General features: G+C 68.9%; 11 protein-coding genes. 10 read left to right on the top strand and 1 reads right to left on the bottom strand.

Annotation, left to right across the window (positions count from 1 at the left end):
- Nucleotides 1-42: 42 nt before the first annotated feature.
- The 4 genes from AWU67_RS11780 to AWU67_RS11765 all read left to right on the top strand — a co-directional run bounded on the left by AWU67_RS11780 (nt 43) and on the right by AWU67_RS11765 (nt 4,461).
- A complete protein-coding gene (locus AWU67_RS11780; protein ID WP_067229228.1) occupies nt 43-1,287 on the top strand; it encodes an aminotransferase class V-fold PLP-dependent enzyme in 1,245 nt (414 codons plus the stop codon).
- A gap of 62 nt (nt 1,288-1,349) precedes the next feature.
- Nucleotides 1,350-2,645 (top strand): ABC transporter substrate-binding protein, encoded by a 1,296-nt coding sequence (locus tag AWU67_RS11775; protein ID WP_067229225.1) that lies wholly within the window; start codon nt 1,350-1,352, stop codon nt 2,643-2,645.
- Between the two features lie 68 nt (nt 2,646-2,713).
- Nucleotides 2,714-3,628: a carbohydrate ABC transporter permease gene (locus tag AWU67_RS11770; protein WP_234407234.1), complete on the top strand. Its 915-nt coding sequence runs from the start codon at nt 2,714-2,716 to the stop codon at nt 3,626-3,628.
- Nucleotides 3,625-4,461, top strand: a complete 837-nt coding sequence (locus AWU67_RS11765) for a carbohydrate ABC transporter permease (protein WP_067229218.1) — start codon at nt 3,625-3,627, stop codon at nt 4,459-4,461. The genes AWU67_RS11770 and AWU67_RS11765 overlap by 4 nt, the downstream gene beginning before the upstream one ends.
- A gap of 72 nt (nt 4,462-4,533) precedes the next feature.
- Here the strand turns inward: AWU67_RS11765 and AWU67_RS11760 are convergent, their stop codons facing one another.
- Entirely contained in the window at nt 4,534-6,903 is a 2,370-nt protein-coding gene (locus AWU67_RS11760; protein WP_082716952.1) for a transketolase-like TK C-terminal-containing protein, read from the bottom strand.
- Between the two features lie 134 nt (nt 6,904-7,037).
- On the opposite strand from AWU67_RS11760, the gene AWU67_RS11755 reads away from it, so the two are divergent.
- The 6 genes from AWU67_RS11755 (at nt 7,038) to AWU67_RS11730 (ending at nt 14,377) form a co-directional block, all read left to right on the top strand.
- Nucleotides 7,038-7,538, top strand: coding sequence for an Lrp/AsnC family transcriptional regulator (locus AWU67_RS11755; RefSeq protein WP_067229214.1), 501 nt, complete (start codon nt 7,038-7,040; stop codon nt 7,536-7,538).
- 4 nt (nt 7,539-7,542) lie between these two features.
- Nucleotides 7,543-9,648, top strand: a complete 2,106-nt coding sequence (gene pta, locus AWU67_RS11750) for a phosphate acetyltransferase (RefSeq protein WP_067229211.1) — start codon at nt 7,543-7,545, stop codon at nt 9,646-9,648.
- Nucleotides 9,645-10,769, top strand: a complete 1,125-nt coding sequence (locus AWU67_RS11745) for an acetate/propionate family kinase (RefSeq protein WP_067229208.1) — start codon at nt 9,645-9,647, stop codon at nt 10,767-10,769. The genes pta and AWU67_RS11745 overlap by 4 nt, the downstream gene beginning before the upstream one ends.
- Before the next feature lie 860 nt (nt 10,770-11,629).
- On the top strand, nt 11,630-12,448 hold the full coding sequence (locus tag AWU67_RS11740; protein WP_067229205.1) for a thioesterase family protein: 819 nt from the start codon (nt 11,630-11,632) through the stop codon (nt 12,446-12,448).
- A gap of 59 nt (nt 12,449-12,507) precedes the next feature.
- Nucleotides 12,508-13,095: an ArsR/SmtB family transcription factor gene (locus AWU67_RS11735; protein ID WP_067229201.1), complete on the top strand. Its 588-nt coding sequence runs from the start codon at nt 12,508-12,510 to the stop codon at nt 13,093-13,095.
- Nucleotides 13,076-14,377: an MFS transporter gene (locus AWU67_RS11730; RefSeq protein WP_067229198.1), complete on the top strand. Its 1,302-nt coding sequence runs from the start codon at nt 13,076-13,078 to the stop codon at nt 14,375-14,377. Before AWU67_RS11735 ends, AWU67_RS11730 begins: the two co-directional genes overlap by 20 nt.
- Nucleotides 14,378-14,459: the final 82 nt, after the last annotated feature.

Raw genomic sequence — 14,459 nt, 5'->3', positions numbered from 1 at the left:
GTCGAAACAAGCTCTCGCAACGCACAAGGATGTGACACCTCGATGACCTCGACGAATGCGCCAAGCCGGCCCACCGCCGCACTCGCCCCGAGCCCGCTCACGCTGCCCGGCGGCGCGCCGGCCGCAGGCGCCTGGACGCTGTCCGAGAGCGCGCTGCACATCAACCACGGCTCGTTCGGCGCCGTGCCGCGGGTGGCGCAGCTGCGCCAGAACGAGCTGCGCGCCGAGATGGACGCCGACCCGGTCGCGTGGTTCTCCTTCCTGCCGGAGCGCATCGGCGCCGTGCGCCGCGAGATCGCCGCCTTCGTCGGCGCGCCGGCCGAGCACACGGCCATCGTGCCGAACGCCAGCGCCGGCGCCACCGTCGTCTACTCGAGCCTGTCGATGGACCGCGGAGCGGAGATCGTCGTCACCGACCACGGCTACGGCGCCGTCACGATGGGCGCCGAGCGCATGGCACGCCGCTACGGCGGCACCGTGGTGACCGCTCACGTCCCGCTGCACGCAACCCCGGCCGAGGCGCACGAAGCCGTCATGGCGGCCTGCTCCGGCAGGACCCGGCTGATCGTGATCGACCACATCACCTCGGCGACCGCGCGCTTCATGCCCGTCGCCGAGATCGCGGTATCCGCCAGGGCCCGTGGCATCGTCACCCTGGTCGACGGCGCACACGTGCCCGGCCTGTACGACAACCCGCTCGACGGCGTCGACTGCGACTTCTGGATCGGCAACCTGCACAAGTTCGCGTGCGCCCCGCGCGGGACCGCGGTGCTGCTCGCCCCGACCGAGCTTCGCAGCGAGCTCTACCCGCTGGTGGACTCCTGGGGCTCGCCGCTCGAGTTCCCCGAGCGCTTCGACACCCAGGGCACGCTCGACCTCACCAGCTACCTGGCCGCGCCGACGGCGACCGGCTTCATCGCCGACACCTGGGGCTGGGGTGCGGCCCGCCGCTACATCACCGAGCTCGCCGACTACGCCGAGGACCTCGTGGCCGCGGCGTTCGCCGAGCGAACGGGCGAGGACCACCGCGTCGACGTCGGCTCGCCGGTCAGCGCGCTGCGACTGGTGCGCCTGCCGGACGGCCTGGCCGGCTCGCACCCGACCGCCGACGCCCTGCGCAACCGGGTGGTCAGCGAGTTCAACATCGAGGGCGCGTTCACCAGCTTCGGCGGTGTCGGCTACTTCCGCCTCTCGGCCCACGTCTACAACACCGCAGCAGATTTCGAAGAATTCGTTGAGCGCATGGTTCCGACGCTCTGCGACTGGGCGCGCGACGCCGAGCGTTGAGCTCGCGTCAGCACCCTTTGCACCTATCCCGGACCACAGCACGCATTACGAAACGAGGAGACATGACGAAACGGAAACTTCTTGCCGGTCTCGGGCTTGGCCTGGTGACTGCTCTTGCGCTCAGCGGTTGCTCCGCCCCCGCCGGCGACGGAAAGGTGACGCTCCAGCTGGTCGAGAGCCTGACCAGCCCCGCCCGCACCGAACTGCTCACCAAGCTCATCGGCGAGTTTGAGGCGCAGAACCCCGACATCAACGTCGACCTGATCTCCCCGCCGACCGACCAGGCCGACCAGAAGATCCAGCAGATGCTGCAGTCCGGCTCCGGCGTCGACGTGTTGGAGGTGCGCGACCTCACCGTCGGCCCGTTCTCGGCCAACGGATGGCTCAGCGACATGACCACGGAGTTCGACGGCTGGGACGGCTGGGACTCGCTCACCCCCAACGCCCAGAGCGTTGCGACGGCCGGCGGCAAGATGTACTTCGTGCCGTACGGCTTCTACGGCATCAGCCTGTTCTACCGCACCGACATGGTGAAGGATGCCGGATTCGACGGCGCCCCGGTGAGCTGGGACGACATCGTCGAACAGGCCACCGCCATCCAGGACCCGGCCGCCAACCAGTACGGCTATGCGTTCCGCGGCGGCAAGAACGGCTACACCAACGCGGTGCTCGCCATCTCGGCCTACGTTGCCGGTGACATCGACGTCACCAACGCGTACCGGCTGAAGAACGGCGACTCGATCTTCTCCGCACCGGAGGCGCTCGACGCGATGGACACGTACCTCACGCTGTTCAAGCAGGCCTCGCCGCCGTCATCCGTCGCCTGGGGCTACCCCGAGATGGTCGAGGGCTTCACGAACGGCTCAACCGGCTTCCTGTTGCAGGACCCGGAGGTCATCGCCGCCGTCTCAGAGTCGAAGGCGATCACGGCCGAGCAGTGGAACACGGCACCGATGCTCGTCGGCCCGAGCGGCAAGGCGATCCAGCCGCTGGCGACGGCCGGCTGGGGCACGGCAGAGGCCAGCGAGCACAAGGCAGAGTCGGCCCGGCTGATCCAGTTCCTGAACTCCGGCGATGCCTCGATCGAGTTCACGCAGAAGAACAGCCTGGTCCCGATCCTGACCGGCGCAGCCGACGACCCGTTCTACAAGACCGGTGCGTGGGCGAGCTACCTCTACATGAACGAGAACCCGGACGTGTACATCACCGCCGAGCAGCCGCGCGGCGTCGCCTGGTTCACCGAGTGGGCCGACAAGGCAGACACCGAGCTGCAGCAGGTGCTGATCGGACAGATGACGAACAAGGAACTTCTCGCCAGTTGGGACTCCTACTGGGCCGAGAAGTGGGCGGCTGAGTAGAAACCACCATGTCTCGTCACACGACGACCGCGACAGGGCGCCCGTTCACACGGGCGGGCGCCCCCAGCGTGTCCCCTCAGAAAACCACCCGCCGCCGCTCCTTCAGCACGCGGCGCGGCTTGGTCATCGCCGCGTTCATGGCGCCGGCGGCGGTGTTCGTCGCGCTGTTCACCTACTACCCGATGCTCGCCGGCTCGCAGATGGCGTTCCGCAACTGGAACCTGAACAACCTCTCGAACACGGACTGGGTGGGGCTCGGCAACTTCCAGAAGATCTTCGCCGACCCGAACTTCTATGTGATCCTGGGCAACTCGGTGCTCTGGGTCGTGGCCTCGATCGTCCCGCAGTTCATCATCGGCTTCGCGCTGGCCCTCTGGCTGCGCCGCAAGTTCGTCTTCCGCGGCCTCTACCAGGCGCTCATCTTCTTCCCGTGGGCGATCTCCGGATTCCTCATCGGCATCCTGTTCCGCTGGATGTTCAACGGTGAGTTCGGCGTGATCAACGACCTGCTGATGAAGGCCGGGCTGATCGACACGGCCATCCCGTGGCTGGCGGAGCCCGGAACGGCGATGACCGCCGTGATCATCGCCAACACCTGGTACGGCGTCACCTTCTTCGCCATCATGATCCTCGCCGCGCTGCAGTCGGTGCCAGACGAGGTGTACGAGGCGGCGGCGTTGGACGGCTCGGGCAAGGTGCGCACGCTGTTCAGCATCACCATCCCGTACATCAGCACGACGCTCGCGCTCACCGTGCTGCTGCGGGTGATCTGGATCTTCAACTTCCCAGACATCATCTGGGCGATGACCGGCGGCGGGCCAGCCAACCAGACGCACATCATCACCACGTGGATGATCTCGATCACTCAGCGCGGCGACTACGGGCAGGCCTCGGCCCTCGGCCTCATCGTCGTGGCGATCCTGCTGGTGTTCTCCGCGTTCTACCTGATGGCCATCCGCGAGAAGAAGGGGGCACGCTCATGATCAACCACGAAACACCCGCGGCCCGTGTCGTCAGAATCGTCTTCCTCGGACTCTGGCTGGTCATCTCGCTGTTCCCGCTGTACTGGATCCTGATCACCTCGTTCAAGACACCGGGCGCGATCTTCAGCTACCCGCTGACGTACTGGCCGGAGGTGTTCTCGCTCGAGAACTACATCTCGCTGTTCCAGAAGTCGAGCTTCGGCACGTACGTCTTCAACAGCCTGCTGGTCGCCACGGTGGCCGCCACCGTCGCGACGTTCATCTCGATGCTCTCCGCCTACGTGCTGGCCCGCTTCGAGTTCCGCAGCAAGGGCGCCGTGTTGATGGCGTTCCTGGTGACCCAGATGATCCCGGCGTTCATCGCGCTCGGGCCGCTCTACCTGATGATGGTGCAGCTCAAGTTGGTCGACAACCGCTTCGGGCTCATGCTCATCTACATCGCGGTGTGCATCCCGTTCAGCACGATCATGCTGCGTGGCTTCTTCGCCAACATCCCCGATGCGCTCGAGGAGGCGGCCATGATCGACGGCTGCTCGCGGTTCGGCGCGCTGTTCCGGGTGATCATCCCCGTGATGAAGCCCGGCATCATCGCCGCGTTCATCTTCAACTTCGTCAACTGCTGGAATGAGCTGTTCCTGTCGGTGACGTTGATGAACAAGGATGAGAACAAGACCATCCCGACCGCGCTGAACGGCTTCATCTCGAGCTTCACCATCGACTGGGGCTCGATGTCGGCCGCGGCCGTTCTCACGATCGTGCCGACGATGATCCTGTTCGCCTTCGCGAGCCGCTACATCGTGCAGGGCCTGACGGCCGGCGCCGTCAAGGGCTAGTCGCCGAACACGACAGTGGCCGCCACCCCTCGGGGTGGCGGCCACCGTTGTTTCGCTGTGGGTGGTGGGCGGCTAGCCCTGCGCGATGCCGCGCAGCACGGCGCGCACGATGGATGCCGCGTCGATGCCGTGGGAGCGGTAGACGCTCTCCAGGTCGCCGGACTGGCCCAGCCGGGAGACGCCCAGGTGCGCCGCCGGCACGCCGTTCACCCCGGCCAGGAACGACAGCGTGTGCGGGTGACCGTCCAACACGGTCACGAGCGGGGCCGCCCGGTGGGCGGGCAGGATGTCGCGCAGGATCCACTCGCCGGCATCCGTGCTGCCCGCCTCGCCGGACGCCTGCCCGGTTCTGGCCTGCAGGGCCTCGAACAGCAGCCCGGCATTGGTCACGCAGACGACGTCGACATGCACCCCGGCCTCGGCGAGCGTGTCCCGGGCCGCGAGAGCCTCCGGCACCAGCGCGCCCATCGCGGCGATCGTCGCGTGCGGGGCCTGCGCGGCCTCGGGCGAGCGCAGCAGGTAGCCGCCGGCCAGCACCTGGCGGCGGCGCAGCTCCCTGGCCTCCGGCAGCGCCGGCACCTCGGCGAGGCCTTGCTGCACCGGCCGGGTGGAGAGTCGGAGGTAGCTGGAGCTGCCGCCGGGGATGCCGATGCGCCGGATGCACTCCAGCAGCATCCACTCCACCTCCAATGCGAAGGCCGGCTCGTAGCTGAGCAGCCCCGGCTGCTGCAGCCCGATCGCGGGGGTGAGCAGCGACTGGTGCGCGCCGCCCTCCGCCGCCAGGGTCACACCGGAGGGGGTGCCGACCAGGATCGACTGGCCGCCGGCGTACATGCCGAAGGTCCACGGCTCCAGCGCGCGGGCGATGAACGGGTCGTACACGACGCCGATCGGGATCAGCGGGAAGCCCCAGCGGCTCCAGGTCGCGCCCAGCTCGCCGAGCAGCCCGACGAGGTTCGTCTCGGCGATGCCAAGCTCGATGTGGCGCCCCTCCGCGCTCTCCTCCCAGTGCAGGATCGTCTCCGGGTCGTCGTCGAACCAGTCCTTGGAGGGGGCAGCCGACCACACCTTGGCCTTGTTCACCCAGCCGCCGAGGTTCGTGCTGGAGCTGACGTCCGGGCTCACCGTGACCACGCGCTCGGCGATGGCCGGTGCGCGCCGGGTGAGGTCGAGCAGGGTGCGGCCGAGCGCTGCCTGCGTGGTGCTCGTGCCGCGCGGAACCCAGCCGAGGTCGGTGGGCGGGGCGAAGGCGCCAGCGGCGGGCACCGGCTCCCGGCGCAGCCGGGCCGCCCGCTCCGCGCAGAGCGCGCCCTCTGCCGAGCCCGGCTCGAAGATCTGGAACGGCCGAGCCTGGTCCATGCCGACGGATGCCGCGTACTGCTCGAACTGCGCCGGGGTCAGCTGTGCGGAGTGGTTCTGCGGGTGCCCCTCCATCGGCAGGTTCCTGCCCTTGACCGTGTAGGCGAAGACCACCGTCGGCCGAGTGTCGTCGATCGCGGCGAAGGCCTGGCGCAGCGTGTCGTGGTCGTGCCCGCCCAGGTTGCCGACCGCCGCCCGCAGCTCGGCCGGACCGACATCCGCCAGCAGCTGGCGCAGGTCCTGCCAGCTGTCGGCGCAGAGCCGGTCGAGCAACTGCTCGTCCGAGCTGCGCAGCAGCCGCTGGTACTCGGGGTTGGTCATGGTGTCGATGCGCGCGCGCAGGCGCTCGCCGCCGGGCCGGGCGAACAGGCCCTCGAGCAGCCGGCCGTACTTGGCGACGAGCACCTGCCAGCCGGCGGCTTCGAACATGGCGGTGAGCTTGGTCACGCTCACGGCCGGCACCACCCGGTCAAGGGACTGCCGGTTGAAGTCGACCACCCAGACCAACTCGCCGAGGTGCTCGACGGCCGGGTCGCCCATGGCCTCCCAAATGGCCCCCTCGTCGAGCTCGGCATCGCCGATCAGGGCGTACTGCCGGCCGGTGCCGGCCCGGCCGCCGTGGTTGTCGACGTAGCGGCGGGCGATCGCGCCCCAGAGCGGCGCGGTGGCGCCGAGCCCGACGGAGCCGGTCGAGTAGTCGACGGGGTCGGGGTCCTTGGTGCGGCTGGGGTAGCTCTGCAGCCCGCCGAACTCGCGCAGGCCGGCCAGCGCCGCCGGGTCGAGCTCGCCGAGCAGGGCGTTGATGGCGTGCAGAACGGGGGAGGCGTGTGGCTTGACCGAGACGCGGTCGCCGGAGCGGAGCTGCTCGAACCAGAGCTGGGTCATGATCGTCGTCATCGACGCGCAGGAGGCCTGGTGACCGCCGACCTTCAGCCCGAGCGGGTTCGGGCGCACATGGTTGGCGTGGTGGATGCTCGCCGTCGCGAGCCAGAGCACGCGCTGCTCGATCGCGGCGAGCAGGGCGTCGCTCTGTGCGGCGGCGGCCTCGGTCGGCGGTGCTGCGGGACTGAGGGTGACGGACACGGTGACTCCTTCGTCGGCAGTGCGGTTGTGCTGGCACAATCGTCGGATGAATACTCACATTGGGCAACAGATCGGCTAGATTTCAGTCAGAATGACGCACTTGTGTGCCACCCAATGGAGTGAGGCCAGACAATATGACTGATCGCGTGATCGATTCAACGGATGCCGCGCTGCTGCTGGCGCTCGCCGACTACCCGCGGGCCACCGCCGTGGCGCTCGCCGAGACGACGGGGCTGGCCAGGAGCACCGTGCACAGCAGGCTGAACCGGCTGGAGTCCGAGGTGCTCTCCGATGCGCTGCGCCGGGTGGACCCGGCATCCGTCGGCCTGCCGCTCAGCGCCTTCATCTTCGCCCACGTCACCCAGCAGAAGCTCTCGCAGCTTCCGGAGAGCCTCGCCCTGATCCCCGAGGTGATCGAGGTGTTCGGGGTCTCCGGCGACTGGGACCTGCTGATCCGGGTGGCCGCCGCCGACGCCGACGACCTCTACCGGGTCGCCGACCTGGTGCTCAGCACCCCCGGCATCGAGCGGACCTCCACGGTGCTGGCGATGAAGCACATGGTGCCCTACCGCACCCAACCCCTGATCGAGCGGGTGCGCGCGGGCGCCCGCGGCGCGGACGCGCGACTACTCTAGGAACGTGGCTGGAAGCATTTACATCACGTCCGTTGAGGGGCACTCCGGGAAGTCGACGATTGCGCTCGGCACCGTAGACACGCTCTCCCACCAGGTTCGGCGGGTGGGCGTCTTCCGCCCGATCGCCCGATCGATCGCCGAGCGCGACTACGTCGTCGAGCTCTTGCTCGGCCACGACAGCGTCAACCTCGACTACGAGGAATGCATCGGCGTCAGCTATGACGAGGTGCACGAAGACGCGGATGCCGCGCTCTCCCGCATCGTCGAGCGCTACAAGGCGGTCGAGGCCAAGTGCGACGCCGTCGTCATCGTCGGCTCCGACTACACCGACGTCGGCAGCCCCACCGAGCTCGGCTACAACGCGCGCATCGCCGCGAACCTCGGCGCTCCGGTGCTGCTGGTGCTCGGCGGGCGCTCCAGCCAGGTCTCCGGCGAGCACCTCGGCCAGGCCGACCCGCGCACGCCGGCCCACATGAGCGACATCGCGGAGCTCGCCCTGCACGAGTTGCACGCAGCCCACGCCACACTGCTCGCCATCATCGCCAACCGGGCGGATGCCAACCAGCTCGACGCCGTGCGCGATGCGATCATCCGTGCCAAGCCGCTGGTGCCGGTGTGGGTGATCCCCGAAGACCCGTACCTGATCGCGCCGAGCATGGAATCGATCATGAAGGCGACCGGCGGAGTCCTGATCAAGGGCGACCCCGAACTGCTCGCCCGTGAGGCGCTCGGCGTCGTCGTGGCCGGCATGAGCATGGTCAACGTGCTGCCCCGGCTCACCCAGGGCGCGGTGCTCGTTGTCGCGGGGGACCGCACAGAGGTGCTGCTCGCCGCGATGATGGCACAGACATCCGGCACATTCCCGTCGATCGCCGGTGTCGTGCTGAACGGCGGCTTCGAGCTGCCCGACCCGATCGAGCGGCTGTTGGACGGGCTGCCGCAGACGCTGCCGATCATTCGCACCGGGCTCGGCACCTACGACACGATCGTGGCGATCACCCGCACCCGCGGCCGGCTGGCCGCCGACTCCCAGCGCAAGTACGACGCGGCGCTCGCCCTGTTCGAGCAGCACGTGAATGCCAAGGAACTCCTCGGCCTGCTCGACCTCAGCCGGTCCACCGTGGTCACACCGCTCATGTTCGAGTACGGCCTGATCGAGCAGGCGCGCCACGCCAAGCGGCACATCGTGCTGCCAGAGGGCGGCGACGACCGGGTGCTGCGCGCCGCAGCCACCGTGCTGGCCAGGGGGATCGCCGAACTGACGATTTTGGGTGAACCCATCGAGGTGCACTCGCGGGCCATCGAGCTCGGCCTGGACATCTCGGCCGCCACCGTTGTCAGCCCCTTCGATGATGTGCTCCGGTTCAAGTTCGCCGAGGAGTACGCCAAGCTCCGCGCCCACAAGGGCATCACGCTCGAGCAGGCGCGTGACACGGTGACGGACCTCTCCTACTTCGGCACCATGATGGTGCACCTGGGGCTCGCCGACGGCATGGTCTCCGGCGCAGCACACACCACGGCGCACACCATCCGGCCGGCATTCGAGATCATCAAGACGCGTCCGAATGTGTCCGTCGTCTCCAGCGTGTTCCTTATGTCGCTGGCCGACCGCGTGCTCGTCTACGGCGACTGCGCCGTCATCCCCGACCCGACCGCAACCCAGCTGGCCGACATCGCCCTTTCGTCAGCCGAGACCGCCCTGCAGTTCGGCATCGAGCCACGGGTCGCCATGCTCTCCTACTCCACCGGCGAGTCTGGCTCCGGGGTCGACGTTGAGAAGGTGCGCGAGGCCACCGCGCTCGTGCGCGAGCGGCGACCGTCGCTGCCGGTGGAGGGGCCGATCCAGTACGACGCGGCTGCCGACGCCGCCGTCGCGGCATCCAAGATGCCCGGCTCCGCCGTGGCAGGAAAGGCGACCGTGTTCATCTTCCCCGACCTCAATACCGGCAACAACACCTACAAAGCGGTGCAGCGCAGCGCCGGCGCCGTTGCAATGGGGCCGGTTCTGCAGGGTCTGAACAAGCCGATCAACGACCTCTCCCGAGGAGCGCTCGTGCAGGACATCGTGAACACCATCGCCATCACCGCGATTCAGGCGGCCACCTCATGAGCGCCGTCTTCGTCGTCAACTCCGGATCCTCGTCGCTGAAGTACCAACTCGTCGACCTGGAGACCGGGAAAGCGCGCCTCAGCGGCATGATCGAGCGGATCGGCGAGCCCGACTCGTTCATCAGCAACCATTCCGAGGCGATGAACGTCGTGCTCGCCAAGCTCGGAACCGTCGACGATCTGATCGCCGTCGGCCACCGGGTGGTGCACGGTGGCAGCGAGTTCGACGGCCCGACGCTCGTCACGACCGAGGTTGAGCGCGAGATCGAGGCGCTGTCGCGGTTGGCGCCGCTGCACAATCCGGCCAATCTGCTCGGCATCCGGGCGGCGAAACAGGCGCTGCCCGACGTGCCGCACGTCGCTGTCTTCGACACCGCGTTCCACCAGACCATGTCGCCGGCCGCGTACACCTACGCCATCGACAAAGACATCGCCCGCGAGTACAAGGTGCGGCGGTACGGTTTCCACGGAACCTCGCACAAGTATGTCTCGGAGCAAGCCGCCATCATGCTCGGCAAGCCGCTCGCGGCCGTGCGCACGATCGTGCTGCACCTCGGCAATGGAGCTTCGGCCACCGCAATAGACGGTGGTAAGTCGGTCGACACCTCGATGGGGCTCACCCCGCTGCAGGGGCTCGTCATGGGCACCCGGTCCGGTGACCTTGACCCCGCCGTGCTGGTGCACCTCAACCGTGCCGCCGGCCTGAGCATCGCCGAGCTGGACGTGCTGCTGAACAAGCAGAGCGGCCTGCTCGGGATGACGGGCATGGGCGATATGCGCGATGTTCAGGATGCCGCCATCAATGGCAACGAGGAGGCGGAGCTCGCCCTGCAGGTCTGGCGTCACCGCATCCGTCACTACATCGGTGCCTACTACGCGCAGCTCGGCGGCCTGGACGCCGTCGTGTTCACCGCGGGAATCGGCGAGAACAACGCGCTGCTGCGCCGCCGCGCTTTGGCCGGATTGGCTCACCTCGGCATCGAGATCGACAACGACCGTAACGAGCTGGCCTCGCGCACGGCACGTGTGATCTCGCCGGCCGGTGCGAAAGTCACCGTGATGGTCATCCCCACCAACGAGGAACTCGAGATCGCCCGCCAGGTCGAGTCGCTGCTCGCCTAGGCCGCGTCGCCTGCGGGCACTGAGACCTGCGGCATCCGTGGGACGGGGCGGCGGGGTCTCGATACGGCGCTGGCGCGCCTACTCGACCGGCGGGAGTGGGTTGGCTCCGGGGCTTCGCTCGTTCCTCGCTCAGCCGACGGGAACGGGGACGGGACGAGGCGCACTGCCCTTTCCCGGCGGCCGAGGGAGCTTGCGACCGAAGCCCTGAGCGGATCCGCGGCGACTGCCGCCTGCGGCATCCGCGAGACGGGGCGGCGGGGTCTCGATACGGCGCTGGCGCGCCTACTCGACCAACGGGTGGGGGTCGCCTCCGGGGCTTCGCTCGTTCCTCGCTCAGCCGACGGGGAGAGGGCGAGCGCCGCTGTATCCCCGGCGGCTGAGGGAGCTTGCGACCGAAGCCCTGAGCGGATCCGCGGGGGCCACTGCCTGCGGCATCCGCGAGACGGGGCGGCGGGGTCTCGATACGGCGCTGGCGCGCCTACTCGACCAACGGGTTGGGGGAGGGCAGCGGCTGGTTGGCTCCGGGGCTTCGCTCGTTCCTCGCTCAGCCGACGGGGAACGGGGACGGGACGACGGCGCACTGCCCTTTCCCCGGCGGCTGAGGGAGCTTGCGACCGAAGCCCTGAGCGGATCCGCGCAAGCCGCAGTCTGCGGCATCCGTAGAACAGGGCGGCGGGGTCTCGATACGGCGCTGGCGCGCCTACTCGACCAACGGGGTAGGCGCTGGCGCGCCTACTTGAGCGGTGGGGTGGGCGCTGGCGCGCTGGCGCAGCCGAGAGGAAGTGGAAAGTGAGGTGGTCGGAACTTGCGGCCTAGGGTGGAGTGCATCGCACAGTGTCGAACGATGAAGAGGAACCTGAATGAGTGAGCAGTTCGCATCGGACGGCAAGGTTCCGGCTCCCGCCTACTTCGAGCGAACAGGCCCCGGCCGATACCGGCCGACCGCGCACGCGGGCGGGGCGTGGAACCCGGGCGAGATTCATTTCGGTCCGCTCAGCGGCCTCCTCGTCCATGCGATCGACCAGCACCGGGCTGCGCAGGGCGCAGCCGCAGCCGAGATGCAGCTCGGGCGGGTGAGCTTCGACATTCTCGGGTTCCTCGCCGACGCCGAGATCGAGGTCCAGGTCGAGACCGTTCGCCCCGGTCGCACGATTGAGCTCGTCGAGGCGCGGGCAACCATCGCTGGCCGAACGGCCGCCCTGGCGCGCGCGTGGTTCGTCGCCACGAACGACACCGCCGCAGTGGCCGGAGGGGAGACGACGCCCCTGCCCGCACCGGATGCCGCAGCACCAATGTCGATGGCTGAAACCTGGTCCGGCGGCTTCGTCGCGTCCATCGAGACGCGAGTGGTCGGCGTGCCACAGCCGGGCCGCACAACCGCGTGGCTCAGCACACAAACCGCCCTCGTCGCGGGGGAGTCCACCACTGCCCATGCCGCCTACATCGCGCTCGTCGATACCGCGAACGGAATCGCGGTGCGCCAGTCGCCGACGGAGTGGATGTTCCCCAACCTCGATCTGACCATCCACCTCTATCGGCAGCCCGTCGGCGCGTGGGTCGGCCTCGACACCAGCGTCACCTTCGGGCCGGACGGCCACGGCCTCACCAGCACAGTGCTGCACGACATCGCTGGCCCGATCGGGCGCGCGGAGCAGTTGTTGACGGTTCGCCCGCTGTGATCTGAGATTTACCTGCAAGAACTATTGCACAAGAACTCTTGTGGAACTAGTGTCGAGGCATGGACGACAACAACTCGGCACCGAAGCGGCCCATGCAGGGCATGCGAGACCCGCGCTCCCTGCGCGCCCTGGCGCACCCGCTGCGCCTGAAGCTGCTGGGGATCCTGCGCAGCGACGGCGCCCACTCGGTGGGGCAGCTCTCCGCCCTCGTCGACGAGGCACCCGGCACCGTGAGCTACCACCTGGGCATCCTCGCCGAGTTCGGGTTCGTCATTCCGGCCCCGGAGCGGGCGCGCGACGGCCGCGAGCGCTGGTGGCAGGCCGCGCACAGTCACACGGTGTTCGAACCGGCCGAACTACTCGACGACCCCGAACAGCTCGGTGCAGTGCGGGTGCTGCAGCAGAGCATCCTGCAGTCTTACCTCGGAGAGCTGCTCGACGCCCTCGACGCCGAGCCGACGGTCGGCCGGGAATGGGTCGCGGCCAGCACCCACTCCGACTCCTTCGCTTACCTGACCGCGCCGCAGTTGGCCGAGTTCAGCGCAGAGCTCTCTGCGCTCTCGCGCAAGTGGGAGGCGGCGGGCGACCCGGAAGCCGCAGACGTCAAGCCGGTGCGTTGGATACTCCATGCCTTCCCGCGCGCCTGAGCGCCAGCAGACGACGGCCGGCCGTCTGCCGCTGCTGGCCATCCTGGCGGCCGCGTTCGTCTCGCGCGCCGGCAACGCGATCACGGCAATCGCCGTTCCGCTCTACGTCTTCGCCGACACCGGCTCTGCACTGGCCACCGGCACCGCCGGAGTGTTCGCGACGCTGCCAGTCGTCATCGGCGGCTCCCTCGGCGGCGCACTGATCGATCGGCTGGGCTACCGCGTCTCGAGCGTGGTCGCCGATCTGGCCAGCGGCGTGACGGTGCTGGCGCTGCCGATCTTCGCGGCGACGACCGGGCTGCCGTTCTGGCTGCTGCTCCTACTCGTCTTCCTGAGTGGGCTGCTCGACGCCCCCGGCGACACGGCCAAGACCGTGATGCTGCCCGGGCTCGCCGAGCGCGCCGGGGTGCCGCTGGCCCGGGCGGCGGGTGCGCAGGCGGCTGTGCAGCGCAGCGCCTCGATGCTCGGGGCTGCGCTGGCCGGCATCCTGATCGGGGTGCTCGGCGCCCCGGGCGCGCTCTATGTGAACGCCGCCACCTTTGCCGTTTCTGCGGCGCTCGTCGCCCTGTTGATCCCGCGGATGTCGCCGGCTGCGGCATCCGCCGACGCCCCCGCCCCCGCACCGGCTGGCGAGTCGGCGGGCGGCTACTGGCGCGACTTCGCCGCTGGCCTGCGGTTCCTCTGGTCGAACGCCTTGTTGCGCGGAATCGTGCTGCTGGTCATGGTCACCAACGCCATCGACACGGCCGGCCTGACCGTGCTGTTCCCCGTCTATGCCAGCGAACGGCTCGGCTCCGCCTCGGCGTTGGGCTTCATGGTGGCCACCTTCATGGGCGGGGCACTGCTCGGCGCCGTGGCCTTCGCGGCGGTCGGGCACCGCGCCGCCGGGCGCGGGCTCTTCGTGCTGTTCTTCGTGCTCGCCGGCGTTCCGCCCTATCTCGCGATGGTGCTCGAAGCGCCATACCCGGTGCTGCTCGGCATCCTCGCGTTCTCGGGGCTCGCCGCCGGCGGCATCAACCCGATGGTGTCCACGGCACTGTTCGGCCTCGTGCCGGAGACGATGCGGGCCCGTGTCTTCGGATCGATGACCGCCGGCGTCGCGGCGGCGATGCCGCTCGGAGCCTTCCTCGGCGGCGTGGGGATCACGACGGTGGGGCTCCTGCCCACGCTCGCCATCGCGGGCAGTGCGTACCTGGTTGCGGCCCTCAGCCCAATGTTCGGGCGGCAGTGGCGCGGACTCTCTGCTAGCCCACCGCGCGCTCTCGTGGCGCGCCCTGAATGAAACGTGCAGCGAACTCAAGGATTTCACTGGTCTGACACTCAGGCTCAGCGCTTAGGCTGCGCGACGTGCCCGTGTCTGCGGG

Origin of the sequence: Microterricola viridarii (assembly GCF_001542775.1) — a bacterium.
Classification (GTDB): Bacteria; Actinomycetota; Actinomycetes; order Actinomycetales; family Microbacteriaceae; genus Microterricola; species Microterricola viridarii_A.
This window is presented reverse-complemented; position numbering and strand designations above follow the sequence as displayed.

Bases quoted from the DNA above. Each gene is read 5' to 3' on its own strand.
- AWU67_RS11780 (WP_067229228.1), top strand. From the start codon at position 43: ATGACCTCGACGAATGCGCCAAGCCGGCCCACCGCCGCACTCGCCCCG.
- AWU67_RS11775 (WP_067229225.1), top strand. From the start codon at position 1,350: ATGACGAAACGGAAACTTCTTGCCGGTCTCGGGCTTGGCCTGGTGACT.
- AWU67_RS11765 (WP_067229218.1), top strand. From the start codon at position 3,625: ATGATCAACCACGAAACACCCGCGGCCCGTGTCGTCAGAATCGTCTTC.
- AWU67_RS11755 (WP_067229214.1), top strand. From the start codon at position 7,038: ATGACTGATCGCGTGATCGATTCAACGGATGCCGCGCTGCTGCTGGCG.
- AWU67_RS11745 (WP_067229208.1), top strand. From the start codon at position 9,645: ATGAGCGCCGTCTTCGTCGTCAACTCCGGATCCTCGTCGCTGAAGTAC.
- AWU67_RS11740 (WP_067229205.1), top strand. From the start codon at position 11,630: ATGAGTGAGCAGTTCGCATCGGACGGCAAGGTTCCGGCTCCCGCCTAC.
- AWU67_RS11735 (WP_067229201.1), top strand. From the start codon at position 12,508: ATGGACGACAACAACTCGGCACCGAAGCGGCCCATGCAGGGCATGCGA.
- AWU67_RS11730 (WP_067229198.1), top strand. From the start codon at position 13,076: ATGCCTTCCCGCGCGCCTGAGCGCCAGCAGACGACGGCCGGCCGTCTG.